This is a genomic window from Longimonas sp. (assembly GCF_046498435.1).
Taxonomy (GTDB): domain Bacteria; phylum Bacteroidota; class Rhodothermia; order Rhodothermales; family Salinibacteraceae; genus Longimonas.
In genome coordinates this window covers 1-18,008 of the sequence record NZ_JAWOAR010000224.1, presented here as the reverse complement: position 1 = coordinate 18,008, position 18,008 = coordinate 1, and the positions used below count along the sequence as shown (strand labels likewise).

General features: G+C 57.9%; 13 protein-coding genes and 1 pseudogene. 6 read left to right on the top strand and 8 right to left on the bottom strand.

From position 1 onward, the window contains the following. Positions 1-203: 203 nt before the first annotated feature. The 4 genes from R6U20_RS08615 to pdhA all read right to left on the bottom strand — a co-directional run bounded on the left by R6U20_RS08615 (position 204) and on the right by pdhA (position 5,395). Positions 204-1,085 carry a DNA adenine methylase gene (locus tag R6U20_RS08615; RefSeq protein WP_410337451.1) on the bottom strand — a complete coding sequence of 294 codons (882 nt, stop codon included), beginning with the start codon at positions 1,083-1,085 and terminating at the stop codon, positions 204-206. A 565-nt stretch (positions 1,086-1,650) separates the two neighbouring features. Then, complete coding sequence (locus tag R6U20_RS08610) at positions 1,651-3,036, bottom strand: pyruvate dehydrogenase complex dihydrolipoamide acetyltransferase (protein WP_410337450.1); 1,386 nt, start codon at positions 3,034-3,036, stop codon at positions 1,651-1,653. An 83-nt stretch (positions 3,037-3,119) separates the two neighbouring features. Continuing rightward, positions 3,120-4,106 carry a pyruvate dehydrogenase complex E1 component subunit beta gene (locus tag R6U20_RS08605; RefSeq protein ID WP_410337449.1) on the bottom strand — a complete coding sequence of 329 codons (987 nt, stop codon included), beginning with the start codon at positions 4,104-4,106 and terminating at the stop codon, positions 3,120-3,122. Positions 4,107-4,186: 80 nt separating this feature from the next. Beyond that, entirely contained in the window at positions 4,187-5,395 is a 1,209-nt protein-coding gene (pdhA, locus tag R6U20_RS08600) for a pyruvate dehydrogenase (acetyl-transferring) E1 component subunit alpha (RefSeq protein ID WP_410337448.1), read from the bottom strand. Positions 5,396-5,709: 314 nt separating this feature from the next. Between pdhA and R6U20_RS08595 the strand changes: the two genes are divergently transcribed. From R6U20_RS08595 to R6U20_RS08575, 5 genes are all read left to right on the top strand, one after another. Further along, positions 5,710-6,435: a polyprenol monophosphomannose synthase gene (locus R6U20_RS08595; protein ID WP_410337447.1), complete on the top strand. Its 726-nt coding sequence runs from the start codon at positions 5,710-5,712 to the stop codon at positions 6,433-6,435. A 255-nt stretch (positions 6,436-6,690) separates the two neighbouring features. Continuing rightward, complete coding sequence (locus tag R6U20_RS08590; protein ID WP_410337446.1) at positions 6,691-7,035, top strand: phosphomannose isomerase type II C-terminal cupin domain; 345 nt, start codon at positions 6,691-6,693, stop codon at positions 7,033-7,035. Between the two features lie 93 nt (positions 7,036-7,128). Then, positions 7,129-7,719 carry a peptide deformylase gene (gene def, locus R6U20_RS08585; RefSeq protein WP_410337445.1) on the top strand — a complete coding sequence of 197 codons (591 nt, stop codon included), beginning with the start codon at positions 7,129-7,131 and terminating at the stop codon, positions 7,717-7,719. A 60-nt stretch (positions 7,720-7,779) separates the two neighbouring features. Further along, the gene (locus R6U20_RS08580) at positions 7,780-8,535 is read left to right on the top strand and encodes a metal ABC transporter ATP-binding protein (RefSeq protein ID WP_410337444.1); all 756 of its coding nucleotides are present in this window, start codon (positions 7,780-7,782) and stop codon (positions 8,533-8,535) included. Further along, positions 8,528-9,322, top strand: a complete 795-nt coding sequence (locus R6U20_RS08575; RefSeq protein ID WP_410337443.1) for a metal ABC transporter permease — start codon at positions 8,528-8,530, stop codon at positions 9,320-9,322. The genes R6U20_RS08580 and R6U20_RS08575 overlap by 8 nt, the downstream gene beginning before the upstream one ends. A gap of 1,158 nt (positions 9,323-10,480) precedes the next feature. Here R6U20_RS08575 and R6U20_RS08570 read toward each other — a convergent pair. The 4 genes from R6U20_RS08570 to R6U20_RS08555 all read right to left on the bottom strand — a co-directional run bounded on the left by R6U20_RS08570 (position 10,481) and on the right by R6U20_RS08555 (position 16,663). Then, a complete protein-coding gene (locus R6U20_RS08570) occupies positions 10,481-12,529 on the bottom strand; it encodes a protein kinase domain-containing protein (RefSeq protein ID WP_410337442.1) in 2,049 nt (682 codons plus the stop codon). A 173-nt stretch (positions 12,530-12,702) separates the two neighbouring features. Then, positions 12,703-13,785, bottom strand: a complete 1,083-nt coding sequence (locus R6U20_RS08565) for an FHA domain-containing protein (protein WP_410337441.1) — start codon at positions 13,783-13,785, stop codon at positions 12,703-12,705. A gap of 379 nt (positions 13,786-14,164) precedes the next feature. After that, positions 14,165-15,628 (bottom strand): hypothetical protein, encoded by a 1,464-nt coding sequence (locus R6U20_RS08560; protein WP_410337440.1) that lies wholly within the window; start codon positions 15,626-15,628, stop codon positions 14,165-14,167. Positions 15,629-15,832: 204 nt separating this feature from the next. Continuing rightward, complete coding sequence (locus R6U20_RS08555) at positions 15,833-16,663, bottom strand: protein phosphatase 2C domain-containing protein (RefSeq protein ID WP_410337439.1); 831 nt, start codon at positions 16,661-16,663, stop codon at positions 15,833-15,835. A gap of 802 nt (positions 16,664-17,465) precedes the next feature. On the opposite strand from R6U20_RS08555, the pseudogene R6U20_RS08550 reads away from it, so the two are divergent. Next, positions 17,466-18,008: pseudogene (locus R6U20_RS08550) on the top strand (DNA polymerase I); the annotation flags it as partial.

Here is an 18,008-nt window from a genome sequence, read left to right as displayed (position 1 = left end):
ATTTCGAGGTGCCCGTTTGGCACGATCTCACATCAGCTCTGCGTGCTTCGTTGGTATGTGGAAAAACGAACAGGTGAACGAAAGAAACATCCAGATGTCCTCGCTAAATCTGATGTTCTGTAGTAATGCATACCCCAACGCAAAACGACCACATTACATAGCGCACAATGCAGAAGCGGTGTGCTACCAATAAGATTTGCTTTCTACATGGCCGGATCCATGCTCCGCAACCAGGTCAGATCTTTGCTAATAAGCAGTTCCGTTTTTCTCGTATGATGGGTCGTGGACACAATAAGCTCTTCAGAATCGAACCCATACGCATCTACGAGAGCATGTACGTGCTCCGAGTTGTCGTATGTAAGGAGCGCTGTTCCTTCAGCAGATGCTGCATGTCGGAAGATTTCCTCATGGTCCACATCCGAGTGCTCGTATAAACGTCCGCCTGCCTTGGGATACGGCGGGTCAATGAAAAGTGCCGCTTGCTGTCCGAGATAATTGGGGAGCACATCGAATGCGTTTCCCTCTATAAAAGTGACTCGGTCACGCACGGCGGCTATTTTCTGAATGCGTTGTACGAGAGTTTGGGCGTACCAACGCGAATGAAGTCCCTTTCCATTCTCTCCCTTCTTTACCCATCCAGCTCCAGGGGCTGTAATTCCTCCCCGACTTACACGATTGTGAATGATCATTGCAAAAGCCCGCTCACGCACCGATTGATCTTTGGCCTCGATGGCTTCTTTCGCTGCAGCATGCGACATTTCAAACGACTGAATGCGGTCGAGCAGCCAGTCAACCTCATTGCTAAAGATCGTTTGCCAAACGGCACTTACATTTGCATCCAACTCGACAAGGACGACATTGTCAACGATATCTTGCGCCCATGGCTCAATGGCAACAGCAAGACCTGCATGAGCACCGCCTGCAAAAGGCTCAACAAATAGCGAAGGCTGCGTAGAGAGTATCCACTGCTTTATGTAAAAGTACCATCGCGACTTTCCACCTGGGTACCGAAACGGGCTATACAGCGGCACTTTTGCAACATTGGGAAGCTTGTATTCTACGTCCTCGAAAAGCGTTTTGGGCATATCTTATAATGTGAATATGGGACTGTCATCACGTGCTAACTTTCGCTGAAGCGCCGCTGATGTTTGGGTACTTGGGGAGGCAGAGCCTCCAGGTTTGGGCGTCACGAGGCAGAGCCTCGCGACGAGTACGGGAGGCAAGGACATACGAAGAAACCGATGACCATGTCACGGTCAGCACGACTCTCGTACACAGCCTGTTGGTGCTCCCTGCTGTAACTACGACCTACCTCGTCGCATGGCTCCGCCGTGCGACGCAGCCGTTCAGAGGCTCTGCCTCGTATTCATGCAGAACCTGTCAATATATTGAGCTATTTCGAGGTGCCCGTTTGGCACGATCTCACATCAGCTCTGCGTGCTTCGTTGGTATGTGGAAAAACGAACAGGTGAACGAAAGAAACATCCAGAACAGCACCTAAATCTGCGGCTCTGTAGAAGAGCCATCCCATAATGGCGTAACCGGATTCGGCATAAGGACATGCATACAAGTACACGCGCATTAAAACACCGCAGCCGAATCCGGGGGGATTCCACTGCGGCGCAGGGTGGATTCGAATGATAGGCGGCGTTACAGCAGCATGGTCATCGGGTCTTCGAGGTAGCCGCGCACGGTGTCGAGGAACTGCGCGCCCACGGCCCCATCCACCACGCGGTGATCGCAGGAGAGCGTGACCTTCATGCGCTTGCCGGGCACAATCTCACCGTCTTCGACCACCGGCTCATCGCGAATGCCGCCAATTGCCAGAATAGCTGCGTTCGGCGGATTCAGAATAGCCGTGAACTCTTCGATGCCGAACATGCCGAGGTTGCTCGTGGTGAAGGTGGCGCCTTCGTACTCCTCGGGCTGGAGCTCACGGTCGCGTGCTTTCGTGGCCAGCTCGCGCGTCTCGGCCGCAATCTGCGTGAGGCCCTTCTGGTCGGCATTGCGGATGACGGGCGTAATCAGCCCCTCGTCAATGGCGACCGCAACGCCTACGTGCACGTCGTCGTACTTGCGGATTTCGCCCTCGTCGGCGTGATAGGACGCGTTCACGTAGTCGTGCTCACGCAGCGCCAGGGCGCAGGCCTTGGTGATCAGGTCGTTGTACGAGATGCGTGCCAGGTCTTGCGCTTCAGCTCGTTCGTTGAGATCGGCGCGCACCTCGGCAGCGCGGGCCATGTCCACGTCGATCGTGAGGTAGAAGTGCGGGGCCGTGAACTTGCTCTGCGCCAGGCGTCGCGATATGGCTTTCCGCATCTGCGAGATGGACTCGGTCTCGTAGCCCACATCGATCTTGACGGATTCGGCAGGTGCGGGCTGCGGTGTGGGCGCGCCATCGCCAGAAGGGGCAGGGGCTGTTTCGGGAGCCGGTTCCGGAGCCGCTTCACGCTGCTCAATCGCCGCCTCAACGTCGCTCCGGACAATGCGTCCGTTCGGGCCGGTGCCCGCTACGGTGCCCAGGTCCAGGCTGTGCTCTTGCGCTACGCGGCGCGCCAGGGGCGAGGCTTTCACGCGCTCTCCGCTTGCGTCGGTGGGAGCAGGAACCGGCTCGGGGGTGCGCTCGGCCAGTTCGCCATCGCCGGCAGGGCTGGCGGGCGCTTCGGTTTCAGGCGATGCAGGTTCTGGTTGCGAGGCCTCAGCCTCTGCCGAAGCCGTCTCGGCATCGGAGCTGGCATCGGCTTCGGATGCGTCGTCGGAACCGCCCGCATCTCCAGTAAGATCGGAGATGTCTTCGTCTTCTTCGCCCAGTACAGCAATCGTCTGGCCAATGGGGACGGCCTCCCCCTCATCGATCATCTTTTTGAGGAGGATGCCGTCGTCGAAGGCTTCGAGGTCCATTGTTGCCTTATCGGTTTCGACCTGGGCGAGAATGTCGCCCGCCGAAACAGCTTCGCCCTCGTCGACGAGCCAGGCGGAAAGAACCCCTTCCTCCATGGTGTCGCTCAGCTTGGGCATTTCAATTTTGATAGCCATAGACAGTTGATGTTGTGCAGCAGGTGAGTATCGGCAGAACAGGATGGGGATGCGCAGGCTGTGGAGCCCGTGAGGGGCCGGACTTAGGCGTCGGCGTAGAGCACCTGGCGGCAGGCGGTCACGGTTTCGTCGACGCTGGGCATGTAGGCTTCGTAGAGATTCGGCGCGTAGGGCGAAGGGGTATCGGCCGCGGTGACGCGTGCCACAGGCGCATCCAGATAGTCGAAGGCGCGCTCCTGCACCTGCTGCGATACCTCGCTTGCAAAGCTGGTGAAGGGATTGCTTTCGTCGACAATGACGAGGCGGTTTGTCTTCACGACCGACTCCACAATCGTTTCGATGTCGAGCGGCTTAATGGTGCGCGGGTCGATGACCTCGGCCTCGTAGCCTTGCGTGGCCAGCTCCTCGGCCGCCTTCATGGCGAGGTGGTAGCTCTTGTTGTGTGCCACGATGGTCACATCGCTTCCGGTACGCGCCACGCGCGCCTTGCCAATGGGCAGCGTGTAGTCTTCTTCGTCCGACACCTCGCCCTTCAGGCCGTACATGAGTTCGCTTTCCAGGAAGAGCACCGGGTCGTCATCGCGCACAGCGCTTTTGAGCAGGCCCTTGGCATCGTCCGGGTTCGACACGGATATGACCTTGAGGCCTGGAAAGTTGGCGTAGATAGCCTCGACCGAGTTGCTGTGCGTAGCGGCAAGCTGCCCGGCGGCGCCGTTAGGGCCGCGAAAGACGATGGGCGTGCCAAACTGGCCGCCCGACATGTAGCGAATATTTGCGGCGTTGTTAACGACTTGGTCGAACGCCACGAACGAGAAATTCCACGTCATAAACTCGATGATGGGGCGCAAGCCGTTCATGGCCGCGCCGATGCCGAGCCCGGCAAAGCCCAGTTCGCTAATTGGCGTGTCGATGACGCGGTCGGGGCCAAACTCGTCGAGCATGCCTTTGCTCACTTTGTAGGCGCCGTTATACTCGGCGACCTCTTCGCCCATCAAGAACACCTTATCGTCGCGGCGCATTTCTTCGGACATTGCCGCGCGAATTGCTTCACGTAATTGCAGTTCAGCCATCGGGTAGGAAACAGTCAGTCAGTACGTAATATCGTTGGGGAGGCGGGCGGCAGGGGCGCCCGTGCGTGTAAACGCGCAGGTTAGTTCAGGAAACGGTAGTCGTCCTGCGCATACACGTGATCGTAGAGCTCGCTCTCATCGGGGAAGTCGCTCTCTTCAGCGAAGTCGATGGCATCGAGCACGGTCTGCTTCAACTCATCGTCGATCGCATCGAGTTCGTCTTCGGTGGCAATATCGTTTGCGATGATGTAGCGCTGCAGGCGCACGATGGCATCTTCGCTCTTGCGTTCGTCGAGCTCGCCTTCTTTGCGATACGCGGCGGGGTCGCTGATCGAGTGGCCCTGGTAGCGGTACGTGCGGATCTCCAGCAGCGACGGCTGGCCCTGGCGCGCCATTTCGGCGTGGTCGTGCACCGCCTTCTTGACGCTAAACACGTCCATGCCGCTCACGAGCGCAGCGGGCATGTCGTACGAGAGGGCCTGCTTGAAAAGGTCAGGCTCCGAGGAGGCACGATCGACCGCAGTACCCATGGCGTACTGGTTGTTCTCGATAATCGTAACCAGCGGCAGGTCGTAGAGGGAGGCCAGGTTCAGCGCTTCGTGGAAGGCGCCCTGGTTCACGGCACCGTCGCCCAGGAAGCAGAGGCAGACGTTGTCTTCGCCGCGGTACGTGTGGGCAAAGGCAATGCCCGCACCCACCGGCACATGCGCGCCCACAATGCCGTGTCCGCCAAACAGGCGCTGCTCCTTATCGAAGAAGTGCATCGATCCGCCCTTCCCACGCGAGGAGCCCGTGCCTTTGCCGAAGAGTTCGGCCATCGACGGCCCAGGCTCCATGCCCATGGCCAGGCCCATGCCGTGGTCGCGGTACGCGGTGATGACCGAGTCTTCGCCCAGCCGAATGGCATGTACCGATCCGGTTGAAACTGCTTCTTGGCCGATGTACAGGTGCAGAAAGCCCGAGATGTTCTGCTTCTGATACTGCTGGCGGCAGCGTTGTTCAAAGCGGCGCTGCAGCGTCATGCTCCGAAACATCTCAATGAGCTCGTCCGCGTCGGCGTCTACGTCGTCGTGCGTATACGCATCGGCCGGATACGTATCGAAGGTGTACTCCTCCGTAATTGGATCGCTGGGAATAACGATCGACTGCTCGGTCCACGGCCCTTTGGGCGCGTCGTCGGCGACGCCATCGCCTGAAGACGCAGCGTCGGACGTCGTGTCCTCAGCAGCTGCATCGCCGGTGGCGTCTTGCGCGTTGCTTTCGTCTACTACCTCGTTACTCGATGCCATAACCGTATCGTTGGATATCAGGATGATGGATAGCGTGGGGCGGCCCACCCGAAAGCGGTCCCCGGATATACCAGCCCTTTTAAGTGAGGCCGTGGCGTACAGTTTCGGTATAGGGCGGAATTGGAACGGTTTCTTATGGTTCTTCGTGGGGAACTTCTGCTTCGGTTGCGGACCGCCTGGCGCAAGCGTGTGTACAACCTGCGGTTTATCGCCTAATTTGTGCGGTACGTTGTACGTTGTGTGTACGCGCTTAAGCCATTTGTTACGCTTCGTATCGTTACACGTCACCCTTTTTCCTGACCTATTTGCATTCTGTGCCTCCCACGCTGGTTCTTGTTCCTACGTATAACGAATCCGCGACCATTGTGTCGCTGCTTCGCCGTGTCATGGAGCTGCCCAATGCTGTGCATGTATTGGTGATCGATGACGGCTCGCCCGATGGCACCGCCGACCTGGTGCGCGAGGTAAAGACTACGCATCCTCACCGTATTTTTATACTGGAGCGTGCGGGCAAACAGGGCCTGGGTTCGGCCTACCGGGCGGGCTTTCGGTTTGCGCTGGAGCGCGACTACACCTGCATCTGCGAGATGGATGCCGATCTCTCGCACGACCCGGATGACCTGCCGCGCCTCATTGAGCCGGTGGCTACCGACCAGACCGATCTGGCTATCGGGTCGCGCTACATCGGCGGGGTGCGCGTGATCGATTGGCCGCTGCCGCGCCTGGTGCTGTCGTATGGCGCTGGCATGTACACGCGCGCCATCACCCGGATGCCCATCAAAGATGTTACGGCGGGATTCAAGTGCTTTCATCGTCGCGTGCCGGCCTACCTCGACTTCAACCGCGTGCGCTCGAACGGATATGCGTTTCAGGTCGAGATGCACTTTCGCACCTGGCGCGCCGGGTTTCGCATCCAGGAGGTGCCCGTCATCTTCACCGAACGCAGCGAGGGGCAGTCCAAAATGAGCAAAGCCATCGTGCGCGAGGCTGCCTGGAAGGTGTGGGAACTGCGCCTGCGCGACTGGATCGGGCGGCTGTGAGAAGACAGCGGCAGAGGGGCCGGAGGCCATGCTTTTTGTGCCACGCGACGAGAAAGACAAACCGATACAGGGGGCGGCACACGTTCCCCGGCTATGGGAGTGCTGCGATTACGGGGTGCAGCGCCGTTGATTTGCTTCTGCACGCGCGGCCCCGCTGTATTTTCATAGAAAGAGCGCGTGCAGTGCTTGCGTGGTACCGTTGGTATCGGGCATACTATATCTTCCATCTTTTCTTACTATCAACCCGATTACCGTATGCTACTGGATGCCGATGACCGTCCGTGGGGACGCTGGGAAGAGTACTTGAACGAGCCGGGCTATCGCGTAAAGCGCATTGTGGTGAACCCGGGTGAGCGCCTGTCGCTGCAAAAGCATGAGCACCGCCAGGAGCACTGGGTGGCCGTGCAGGGCAGCGCCGACGTGACGCTCAATGACGAGGTGATCACGATGGAGGTGGGCGATTCGGTGTTCATTGACATTGGCGATGTGCATCGCGTCACGAATCCAACCGATGCCCCGTTCGTTTTCATCGAGACGCAGCTCGGGCTCTGCATCGAAGATGACATCATTCGTCTCGAAGACGACTATGGGCGCTCGTAAGCCCGTGTACGGCGGCGGGCTCCCGAATCCCTGCACCGTACCGCCGGTACAATGCAACAGCGTTTTGCCCACCAACCAGCCCTTGCTTGCTCCATGATTCTGCCCATCTACGTGTTTGGCCACGATGCGCTGCGGCGCGAGACGGAGCCCGTCACCGAAAACACCGAGGCGGTGCAAACGCTCATCAGCAACATGATTGAGACAATGCGTGCTGCCAACGGGCTCGGGCTGGCGGCTCCGCAAGTAGGTCGCACCGAACGCATCTTTGTAGTGGATCTGCTGCCCATCGCCAGCGATTTGCAGAAAGAGGGGCTCGACATCCCGGAGCAGCCGATGGTGTTCATCAACCCCAAAATCACGTGGGAGAGCGACAGCACCGGCAAGTTTGAAGAAGGCTGCCTCTCCATTCCCGACGTGCGCGAGCCCGTACGCCGCCCCGAACGGGTACAGGTGGAATACCTCGACCGCAACTTCGAAGAGCAGTCCTACGAAATGACCGATATGTTGGCGCGCGTGGTGCAGCACGAATACGACCACCTGGAGGGCGTCCTCTTCACCGATCACCTGAGCGCCTTTCGCCGCCGCCTCTTACGCCGCACGCTGCGCCAGATGGCCAAGGGCGATGTTTCTGCCGAGTATCCCTTGCGCACGGCTGACGGCGATACCATTCCGGCTGTGGCGTAGCCTGTTCCTGTTCGGGCTCCTGGATGCAGGGGCATGTCTCATTGTGCTCATCGATTTGCTATGGCCCGTGCGCCCGTCATTCAGGTTAACCGCCTTTCGGTGGATCGCGGGCGGCGGCGCGTAATCGAACACGTGTCGTTCAACGTGGAGGCCGCTGCCTTTGTGGCGGTGGTCGGTCCCAACGGCGCAGGCAAAACCACGCTCCTGCATACCCTCTTGGGACTTGTGGAGCCGTCCGATGGCACCGTGCAGGTGCTCGGGCATCCCCCAGGACGCGATGCTCCTCGCATTGGCTACGTACCACAGGTCAAGACGCTCGACCGCACGTTTCCCGCCGAGGTGCTCGACCTGGTGTGCTCCGGACTCACGCACGCCTGGCCGTTCTGGCGCACGCAATCGGCCACCGAACAGGCCAGTGCGGCGCTGGAGACCGTTGGGGCCGCCAACCTGGCCACGGCTATGCTGAGCGACCTCTCGGGCGGCGAACTCCAGCGCGTGTATCTGGCGCGCTGCCTGGTGCACGAACCGGAACTGCTGCTGCTCGACGAGCCTGCCACCGGCGTAGATGCCACCGGCGCTGCCGACCTCTACGAACTGCTCGATCGCTACCAGGCCGACCACGACGCCACTATCGTGATGGTCACGCACGACTGGAACGCCGCCTACCACCACGCCACCGACGTGCTCTTGCTCGACGGACGCTGCATCAGCTACGGGCCGCCGCAAGAGGCGCTCGGCGCCGACCCGCTCCGCGAAGCCTTTGGGCACGTCGGACACGCCCACGCTATGCTGCAAGGAGGTTCGCCTCATGATTGATGCGCTTCAGTATCCTTTTATGCAGCGCGCGCTGGTGGTGGGCGTGTGCCTGGGCGCGCTGGCCAGTTACTACGGCGCGTTTGTGGTGCAGCGCCGCATGAGCTTTCTGGGCGTGGGCCTTTCGCATGCCGCCTTTGGTGGGATTGCCCTGGGCCTGCTCCTGGGCATCGAGCCGTTCTGGGTGGCGGTACCGTTTACGGTGGGCGTGGGCTGGGCCATCGCGTGGATTAGCGATCGCGGTCCGCTGACAAATGACACCGCGATCGGGATTCTCTTCGCCGTGGCCATTGCGCTTGGAGTCGTGCTGCTGTCGTATCGCCAGCAGTACACCGCCGATGCGTTTACGTATCTGTTCGGCTCGATCTTGGCTGTGGAGTCGTTCGACGTAATCACGCTGCTCGTGCTCGTGGCAGGCACCGCTGCGCTTGCGCCGCTCTGGCCACGCTGGGCCTACGCCACGTTCGACCGCACCCTGGCCCGTGCCGATGGCGTGCCCGTGCAGCGCGACGACCTGTTGCTCATCACCTGCATTGCGATCACCGTGGTGGCGGCGGTGAAGCTGGTCGGCGCGATTCTCGTGGCTGCGTTTCTGGTGGTGCCCGCTGCCACCGCCCGGCTGCACGCGCGCTCATTCCGCACCATGACACTCGGCGCGATGGGCGTAGGTACCAGCACGGCCGTGGCGGGCCTCTTCGCCTCGTTCTACCTGGACTGGCCCAGCGGCGCGGCCATTATTTTGGCGCAGGCGCTGGTCTTTGGTCTTGCGCTTGCCGCTTCGCGCCGTTAAGGAGGCGTTCCGTGTAACGCATTGAACATACGGCTCGGCAGCCCCATCCGCGCATCTTCCCCAATTCGTACGGATGCATGACAAACGCAATATCTGTAACGCAATATCTGTTTAGTGGGCTTCGATGAACGCCCGGGCTAAGGAAACCCATAGCCGGGGAGCCGCTGGGGAAAACGACATTGCAGCGGTCATTGCTTCCGTAACGGCATGTGCGGGTTTGTCTCACGATGGTCATTGCTCTACGACAAAGCATGATGGCCCTGTGAGAGGCCCGCATGCAGTCCCGATTGCGTCCTGGTCTTGCAATAAGAACAGGGCAGAGGGGCCCGAAGGGTCATGCCTGTTGTGCCCCTAAATGGCTGCGTCATGAGGCGGAGTACGTGTTTAGCGACGTGTAGCCTGCGAACCTGTGCCGAGCGGTGTTTAGGCCAGGTTAGAGCGGGGCAGAGGGGCCGTAGGTCATGCTGGTTGTGCCAGGCGACGAGGCGTGATCCTTCTGACCAAGGGCGTCAGGATGACTTGGGGGCGCGAACAACAGCTCGACATTGTGAGGCGCTCCCTCCTCTGTCGTCATGCTGAACGCAGTGAAGCATCTCAGGATGACCTGTTGGGAAGCAATGCCGCCACGCCTGCAAAGGGGCGTCTGCAAAGGAGCGCCTGGTATGGGGCGGCTCGTGCCAACCGTGCAGGACAGGCCATAGGCATCCGATTCGAGGGTTCCCTTAGCCCGAGCCATTAGGGAGGGGTCGGAGATGCGGGGAGCGTGCCACCTGTGCGAGGTAGGCGTTGAGATCCTTCCTCCCGACGGCTGTCGGGACTCAGGATGACGTTGGGGTGTAAGGTAAAGCAGCAAACCCCAAATCGCTCCCCTCTCCAGGGGAGCGGCTTCGGGCGATGCGTTTGCACCTGTTTCTTCCTGCGCTAAACACGTACAGGCGGAGCCTCGTGACGCGTTCTGATGTGAAAGCGATAACGGCGTATCTCTTTCCCTTATAGGAGCAGTCCCACATAGATCGCAAAAACTCGCACACCGCGTTCATTAGGATACAGAGCCCCCATTTCATAGACAAGGGACCGACTCGACTAACGCCGACGGTCCCTCTTTCAGTCACAGGAAAATTCATTAGCATGCGAGCGCCGATGTGAGCAGGAGGAGCGTCACGGCGTCCACATGCGGATGCCGCGCTCCTTCGTGCCCGAAAGCACATAGCGCCCGTCGGGCGAGAAGTCGACGGCGCTTACGCCCTCGCCGCTTTCGCCTTTGAACAGATAGCCGAGGTTGCCATCATCGACCTTCCAGAGGCAGACATTGAGATTGCTGGTGCCCGAGATGGCAAACTGGCCGTCGGGCGAGAACGACACCGCGATGACGAGCCCATCGTGACGCTCAAAGGTGCGCAGAAGCTGGCCCGAATCGGCATCCCAAAGGCGTGCAGTCATATCATCGCTCCCCGAGAGCACATAGCGTCCGTCGGGCGAGAAGGCAACCGAGAAGACATAAGCCGCATCCCAGTCGCTGGTATCAAGTTCCATAACTTGGCCGCCGGATTGCACGTCCCAGATGCGCAGTGCCCCCTGGCCAGTACCGGTAACAACGCGTGTGCCATCGGGGGAGAAGGCTGCGGAGAAGACCGGCTCCTCGTGTGTATCGAAAGTGAACTCCGGCTCTCCAGACTTCACGTCCCAGATGCGCAGCGTACCGCCCTGGCCGGCGCCGCCAAGGACGCGGTTGCCATCGGGCGAGAAGCAGGCGGTAAGCACCGAGTTGGGCGAGGTTTCGAGGTTGTGCAGCTGGTCGCCTGTTTCCAGATCCCACAGTTGCAATGTGCTTTCGGAGCTGAGCGTGAGGAGCGTTTCCCCATTCGACGACAGATCAATAGCAATGGGGTGGCCATCGAGTCCATAAATAGTCTGGACCTCATCACCAGACACCACCTCCCAGACCTTTGCTTCGTTGTGGTTGCCTCCACCGAGCGCGAACTGGCCATCGGGCGAGAACGAGACGGCGTTTACCCAGTCGGCAGTTCCTTCGAGGCTGCGTACGATACTTAAGTTCTGGCGCTGCGGCTCACTCGAACTGCTGGAGCGATCTGTTGTCTCATCGCTTGCAACCGCTTCGTCGGCGTCTTCCTCGGAGCCATCTTTAGATTGAAAGATCTGTGTTTGAGCCGGCTGATTGCTTTCTTCCTCATCCCCAAGCCGAATGGGGCCCGCTTCGGCTTCGCCATTCTCGGAAGGCGACGGGATCTCGACGTATTCGCCAGGATCCTGGTTGCGAAGCGCCTCGGCCAGCACCTGGCATGAAGCAAAGCGATCTTCGGCCTCTTTCATGAGGCACTTTGCAACGACCTGCTCCAGCCACTCCGGAATGTCGGGATAAATCTCGCGGGGCGGGGTGTAGGGCTCATGCAGCACCTTGTATACCACACTCATTGGGTGGCCGCCCGAGTGGGGCAGTTTCCCGGTAAGCGCCTCGTAAAGCACGACGCCAAGGCTGTACAGGTCGCTTCGCGCCTCTACCTCGGTGCCCCGAGCTTGCTCCGGGCTCATGTACTCGGGCGTACCGAGCACCGTACCGGTCTGCGTTAGCCGGGCCTCAGACGAGGCATAGGCGATCCCGAAATCCATGAGCACAGGGCGCCCTACGTCAGTAATCATGACGTTAGAGCCTTTTACATCGCGGTGGATCATGCCCTGTTCATGAGCATAGGCCAGCGCCTCGGCGATAGGAGCAATGATCGTAACTGCTTCATCACTGGGTAAGCGACCCTGCTCTTGAATAATCTCGTGAAGGTCGCGTCCGCTCAGATACTCCATGGCCATGAAGTGGACGCCGTTGGTCTCCCCCTCATCAATGATCGTAACGATGTGAGGATGATTCAGTTGGGCGGCAGAGCGGGCCTCGCGATGAAAGCGCTCCAGCATCTTTTTATCGTGCGACACCCCTTGCGGAAGCACCTTCAGAGCAATGTCACGCCCTAAACTGCGCTGTTTGGCCTTATAGACGATGGCCATGCCCCCGCGTCCGAGCTCTTTTTCGATTTCGTAATTTTCGCTAAGCGCTTCACGAACCAGCGTTTCAGGATTACGGATACTGGTTGTGGTAGTGGGGGGGTCTTCCAGCCACTCTCCGCAATGCTTGCATTTGCGCGCTGCGGCCAGAATTTCTTCGTGACAATACGGGCAGCGCTTTGTAGCGTCGGACATAGAAGGAAGGAGTGGTTGGAAAAAAGCCGCTGTTCGTGCAACGTGAACGGGCCGGGGGCTCTCATGAAGGCAAAAGCAAAGGCCCCCATGCAGGAAGCCACAGCGATGCGACTGCACGCGGCTCCCTGCACAGTACCAGGGCAATGCTCAAGCAAAAGAGGAGGAAAGAGCAGTTACACTTCGTATTGAAGCACCAGCTCGCCCATCTGTATTGTGTCTTCGTTTTGGAGCTCGACGGTCTCCTCCGAAGGCACCTCTTCGTTGTTTACCTGGGTGGGGTTGGTCGTACTTTTGTTGCGAAGGTACACCTCATTGCTGCTGGTTTTCTGGATGATCTCGGCTTGAATCCGTGAGACCGTGCGGTAGGTGTCGCCCAGCTGGATGTGTGCAAACGCCCGTTCGCCCTTCACGTCGGCCCGCCCAATCGTGACGACATTGCCATCGTCTTCCTCGCGTGGGAATCCTGCAATGCGAAACTCACGTCCCTTGTCTGGACCCGATATAATGACCAGTTTACCTGGAATGAATTTCATGGTTTTCGGGGGAGCCTTAAACTTCAGGGTTTCGGGGCTATCGGGCTTATTTGCAGTGGAGCTACTCGACTCCGACTTGATACGACGGGCCGGCTGGTCTGGCGATGGGGCCTCACTGCTATCTGGGAACAGAGCACGATTTTCGCCCTCAGCGTCTTGCAGTTCAGTATCCTGCACTCCCAAGTCGTCAGAACGTGCCTCTGCAGCCTCTTTCGCCGCCTCTTCGGCCTCTTTCTCTGCCTTCTTCCGCTCTTCTTCGCGGCGTTTTTCAGCTTCTTCCTCCCGTTTCCACAGGTAGTATCCACTACCGATGATCGCAAGCGTGATGATAAGAGCAATGATGCCGACAATCGTAAAGGGATTGCTTTCTCCCTCAATTGAACGATCCGCCTGATCGGTCTCGGTAGTCTCACCTTCAGAGGTCGTACGAGCGTTTTCTGTAATGAACGGCTCGCGTCCAAATGCGCTAATCGAGACAAGTCCCTCTACAGTGAGTTCTTCCCCCTCTTCCGGTGGTTCGCTGGACGAGTATCGGATGCGGATCTCATTTTCATCTTCATCTTCCAGAATGTAATTTCCGCCGTCGCCAACAAGACGGTCTACGGTTCCTTCTACCGAAACCTCCGTGTCGTTGTACTGACCTGGATTATCAAGAATATCACCAACAGACGTTTGCGCGCCAGCGGGTGCGGTACCGACGAAAGCCAGGAAGGCTACTGCCAACCAAACAAATCTCATTGGACAAGGGGGAAAAGGTAAGAGAATAAACGTGGAACTAAAAAGGGACTCTGCCCTGGCAAGAGGGTAAGCAAATGTATGCTACACAATAATCAACAGCGGGCAAGGGGTCAATGCCCATAGATTAATGCTGCTTGAGGGTATAACGCAACCCAACCATTCGGTTGTGTACAGGATTGTGTGCAAACGCCTCCCCTGTGTGAGCGTCCATCGGAATGCATATTACCCCCTGTGGCTTCCTCATTGGGTGCGCTCAGGCTGGAGGGATCCGTGCTGAGTCACTGGTCTGTTGTGGGGAGACAGAAGCACGGGCACATGGGGCACTGCAAAAGGCATTAACAAGGGGCATTAGCGTATAAAGGCGTTATCTGTTTCGAATGCCTACACGGACAACCCCTGCCCACTCGTCGTCTTGGAAGTTTGGCCAAACGACTTCATAAGCACGACGCCCCGCATAACGCGTTTCATGATGGTAGAGCGCCGGGGTGGTAGTCGTCCGCTCCCACACATCCTGTTCGTACTCTAAGTTGTCACGCGAAAACTGTTCGTCATGGATAACGGACCCATCTTCATCTTGGATTGCAAAATAGAGAAGCGCCGTGCTTTCTTCAAACAGCGAAGAAAAGTTGTCAAGAGGTTCACCGGCCAGGTAAGCCCCACCAAGGAGGGCACCTACGGCACTTCCAGTTGCAGCGTACGACCGCGAGAGCTGTTGGTCAACCAACCGATCCCAACGACGGTCGTTTTGAATGTCAGCCAATAGGTCCTCAAGGAGCGCATTTTCTTCCGACGAGGTGCGCGACTGAAACTGCACAACAAAGTACCCCGCATCAACAGGCGAAATAAGCCACGCTTCGTCAGGATCATCACTGGACTGAAGCATTGTAACGTTTCCGGAAAGACGTTCCAAATCAGTGGTAGAGGGTGGAGCGATCGTCTCTGAATCATAAAAGATCACATCCGAGCGGGCGTCACGCGTCATCAGATAGACGCCTGCAACAAAGTCCGGAAATCGGATGCGCTCCATCTCGCTCCGCACGTGGCTGGTGATTTCGTCGGAGGTGACGCCACGAAACAGGATATTGCCATGATGCGCAATCGGGGCCAGCATCTGGCCACGCACGGTGATAACGCTCGACAGGACCTTTTCTGGGGTGGGGTCGCGAATAGCCAGGCGTTTGGCAATGTCGAAGGCATCGTCAAACTCCGTGGTAATCATGTACAATTCCTTCAGCTCTTCAGCGGCCTCGTCCCAGCGCACATACGACTGGTCGTCGTTCCAGTCATTTATCATCGACTCATAGGCGGCGATGGCTTCGTCGTGATTTTCGGTCTGGTACGCCGATACTCCACACAGATGATCAAGCCGAAATGTGTCATCGCTATGCCGGCGGTACTGTCCGCAATAGCGATGAGCACGCGAAAACGATTCTTGATCTACCAGGCGGCCCACCCATTTCTCAAGTCCAGAGGTAATCGGTCCACGTAACGCACTCAGGTTGCTGGACGTCACGTTATCGTTGGAGGTTACTGACGCCAGCGCATCCGCAATCTGGCCTGTGGCGTTGTTCTGAGCGTACTGAAGCCACGACTGGTATACGTTTACGAGCGCCTCTTCAGAACGCGGAATGCGGCAGCGCTGCACGGTCACATTGGCGACGCTAAGTGCCCGTTCGTGATTGTTTTCGGCAAGCAACTGCTCTAAGTTTTCTAACTGTACCTCAACAAAATCCTCGCACATCATTGCTCGCGAGGCCGAGGAGGCTGGAGTCGAAGCAAAAGCTGTACGCACAGAAAGCAGCACGCTCCCTCCTACAAGGGCGAGCATCAGTAAGTACGTTGTGAAACGTTTACACATGATATCGGGAAGAACATTGCGCCAGAAGGTAAACCAAGGGCTTGTTGCAAGAGGAGAAACCAAGCTGCCTCATTATATTCAATTGCAAGGCTATCAACTATCGGTACGTCTGCCAATCATAGGTCTGCTGATTATGAGGCAATCTCAAACCAGTGTCGGCTTGAAGACGCACGGCTACGCCATTTCCTCTTGACTCGGTGGAAAGACATAGGTGCGCACGCGACCCAGGTTACGATTGATGCTCCCCACTTCAGCCATCACCACCGAGATGTTGTCGGTCGATCCGGCATGATACGCCAGCGACACGAGCGACTCGGCAGCGGTACGCAAATCGGAAGTGCCGACCATGTATGATGCAAACAGTTGCTCCTGCTCATCCATCTTGTCAACAATAAGCCCATCAGAACAGAGCAAAAATCCGTCCCCATCCGAAAGCGGGTAGTACGGGTCCTCTTTCGGGAAAAAGTCAGGCGTGTCATCCCCACCATCCAGTGTTTTGTTGATGATGTGGCCGTACTGACGCACAAACTTCGGGTCCAAATCCTCGGTATTGGCCTGTTTCCGAAACTCTTCGAGATAGGAGTGATCAATCGTGACCTGTCGCATACGCCCGTTATGCAGGTAGTAGACCCGGCTGTCGCCCATGTTGCCCACCACGAAGCGATCTTTGAACCCGAGCACGCAGGTCATGGTTGTGCCCATGCCTTGTAACGAGGGCTCCTCGTTGAGCACCGCACGAATGGCTTCCTGGGCTTCTTCGTAGACTTCGGCCATGATCTCTTTCATCTCCTCCGGCTCAGTCTGATACTGAAACCGCTCTTCGAGATATGCCTCAACCCGCTTGAGCACTGCCTGACTGGCAATCTGCCCGCCCGCTGTGCCGCCCATACCGTCGGCTACGGCAAGGAAAAAGGCATCAGGATGCGGGTAGAATTGCAGAATATCGTCCTGGTTCACCTCGCGGCGTCCGGGGTAGGTGGTACCGTGGGCAGAAATTGGGAGCATTGCGTACGGAGGAAATCTTCGGCAACTACAAAAGTGAGGAGGAGAACACCCGAGCCTTGTGGACCTGGAACGGCCTGTATCGGTGGGCTTGAAGCTCGGGGCAAGCGCGACCGCATCACGCTATTTGTGCTTGCCTGCTTGAGGCATACTCTTCAGCATACTTATGTGGGCATACTCATCTTTAGCATACGTGGCAACTCTTTAGCATACGTGGCAGCGCCAACTCGACAGCACCGACACAAAAACATGACCAGCAGGAACCATAAAGCGGCCTCCGCGCCTGGGCGTACCATTGCAGAGAAGACACGTGTGGAGACTACACGAAAAGGCGACTGCACCGCGTGACACGTATTGCTATCGCCTCACTATCCTGTTTCATCTAAAATCCTGTTCTGGCACAAACGTAATAGGAAGGGTACGCAATAGAGAACGAAGGGGCAAGTGATTTTTAAGCCGGTGTGTGCTTACTTGACACACAGCACTGTATGCTCCGCCGTATAAAATGTGCCGACTCACCAAATATTAGGCTATCTATCGGTTAAATATGCTGATACCTGGATGCTAAGCCCTCGCCCACCGCACGCAATCCCCAACCGATCCAGACGCAAAATGCATAGGTTGGTCAGCTTTTCATACGTAAAGGCATAAGCATCCTTCAAACAAGACGCGTTAGCAATGCGAGAGCACACTTGCATCAGGTCGCGCCACCGAACAAGGACGGGAACGCTTCCGAACCGTGGTTTCAGCGAAGCATACACGACATGCTATCCTACGCACTCCTGCAAGCTCACCCCCTCTGCGCATGGCCCACGCCGAAACCAACGACACCACGCTGTATCTTATCGATGCGATGGCGCTTGCTTATCGCGCCCATTACATCTTCATTAAGCGCCCGCTCATCAACTCAAAGGGCGAAAACACCTCGGCAGCCTACGGCTTCACCAACTCGCTGCTCAAGCTTATCAGCGACCATGAGATGGAGCACATTGCGGTCGTGTTCGATGTACCCAGCCAAGACGGCACCTTCCGCGAAGACATCTACGAAGACTACAAAGCGCATCGCGATCCGCCCCCCGACGAGCTGCTCGATAACCTGCCGCGCATCAAAGCCATTGTGCGCGCTATGGACATTCCCGTGGCCGAGGTCGAGGGCGTCGAGGCTGACGACGTGATCGGCACCCTCGCTCGCGATGCCGAGCAGGATGGCGCTGAGGTCGTTATCGTGTCGCCCGACAAGGATTTCAAGCAGCTGCTGTCACCGTCCATTTCTATGTACAAACCGGCACGCGGTGATCAAGATTTTGAACACATTACCGCCGCCAGTTTTCGGGAAGAGATGGGGCTG

Coding starts and splice junctions, on each gene's coding strand:
- def (WP_410337445.1), top strand. CDS start 7,129: ATGATTCTGCCCATCTACGTGTTTGGCCACGATGCGCTGCGGCGCGAG.
- R6U20_RS08575 (WP_410337443.1), top strand. CDS start 8,528: ATGATTGATGCGCTTCAGTATCCTTTTATGCAGCGCGCGCTGGTGGTG.
- R6U20_RS08615 (WP_410337451.1), bottom strand. CDS start 1,085: ATGCCCAAAACGCTTTTCGAGGACGTAGAATACAAGCTTCCCAATGTT.
- R6U20_RS08570 (WP_410337442.1), bottom strand. CDS start 12,529: ATGTCCGACGCTACAAAGCGCTGCCCGTATTGTCACGAAGAAATTCTG.
- R6U20_RS08590 (WP_410337446.1), top strand. CDS start 6,691: ATGCTACTGGATGCCGATGACCGTCCGTGGGGACGCTGGGAAGAGTAC.
- pdhA (WP_410337448.1), bottom strand. CDS start 5,395: ATGGCATCGAGTAACGAGGTAGTAGACGAAAGCAACGCGCAAGACGCC.
- R6U20_RS08610 (WP_410337450.1), bottom strand. CDS start 3,036: ATGGCTATCAAAATTGAAATGCCCAAGCTGAGCGACACCATGGAGGAA.
- R6U20_RS08560 (WP_410337440.1), bottom strand. CDS start 15,628: ATGCTCGCCCTTGTAGGAGGGAGCGTGCTGCTTTCTGTGCGTACAGCT.
- R6U20_RS08580 (WP_410337444.1), top strand. CDS start 7,780: ATGGCCCGTGCGCCCGTCATTCAGGTTAACCGCCTTTCGGTGGATCGC.
- R6U20_RS08555 (WP_410337439.1), bottom strand. CDS start 16,663: ATGCTCCCAATTTCTGCCCACGGTACCACCTACCCCGGACGCCGCGAG.
- R6U20_RS08605 (WP_410337449.1), bottom strand. CDS start 4,106: ATGGCTGAACTGCAATTACGTGAAGCAATTCGCGCGGCAATGTCCGAA.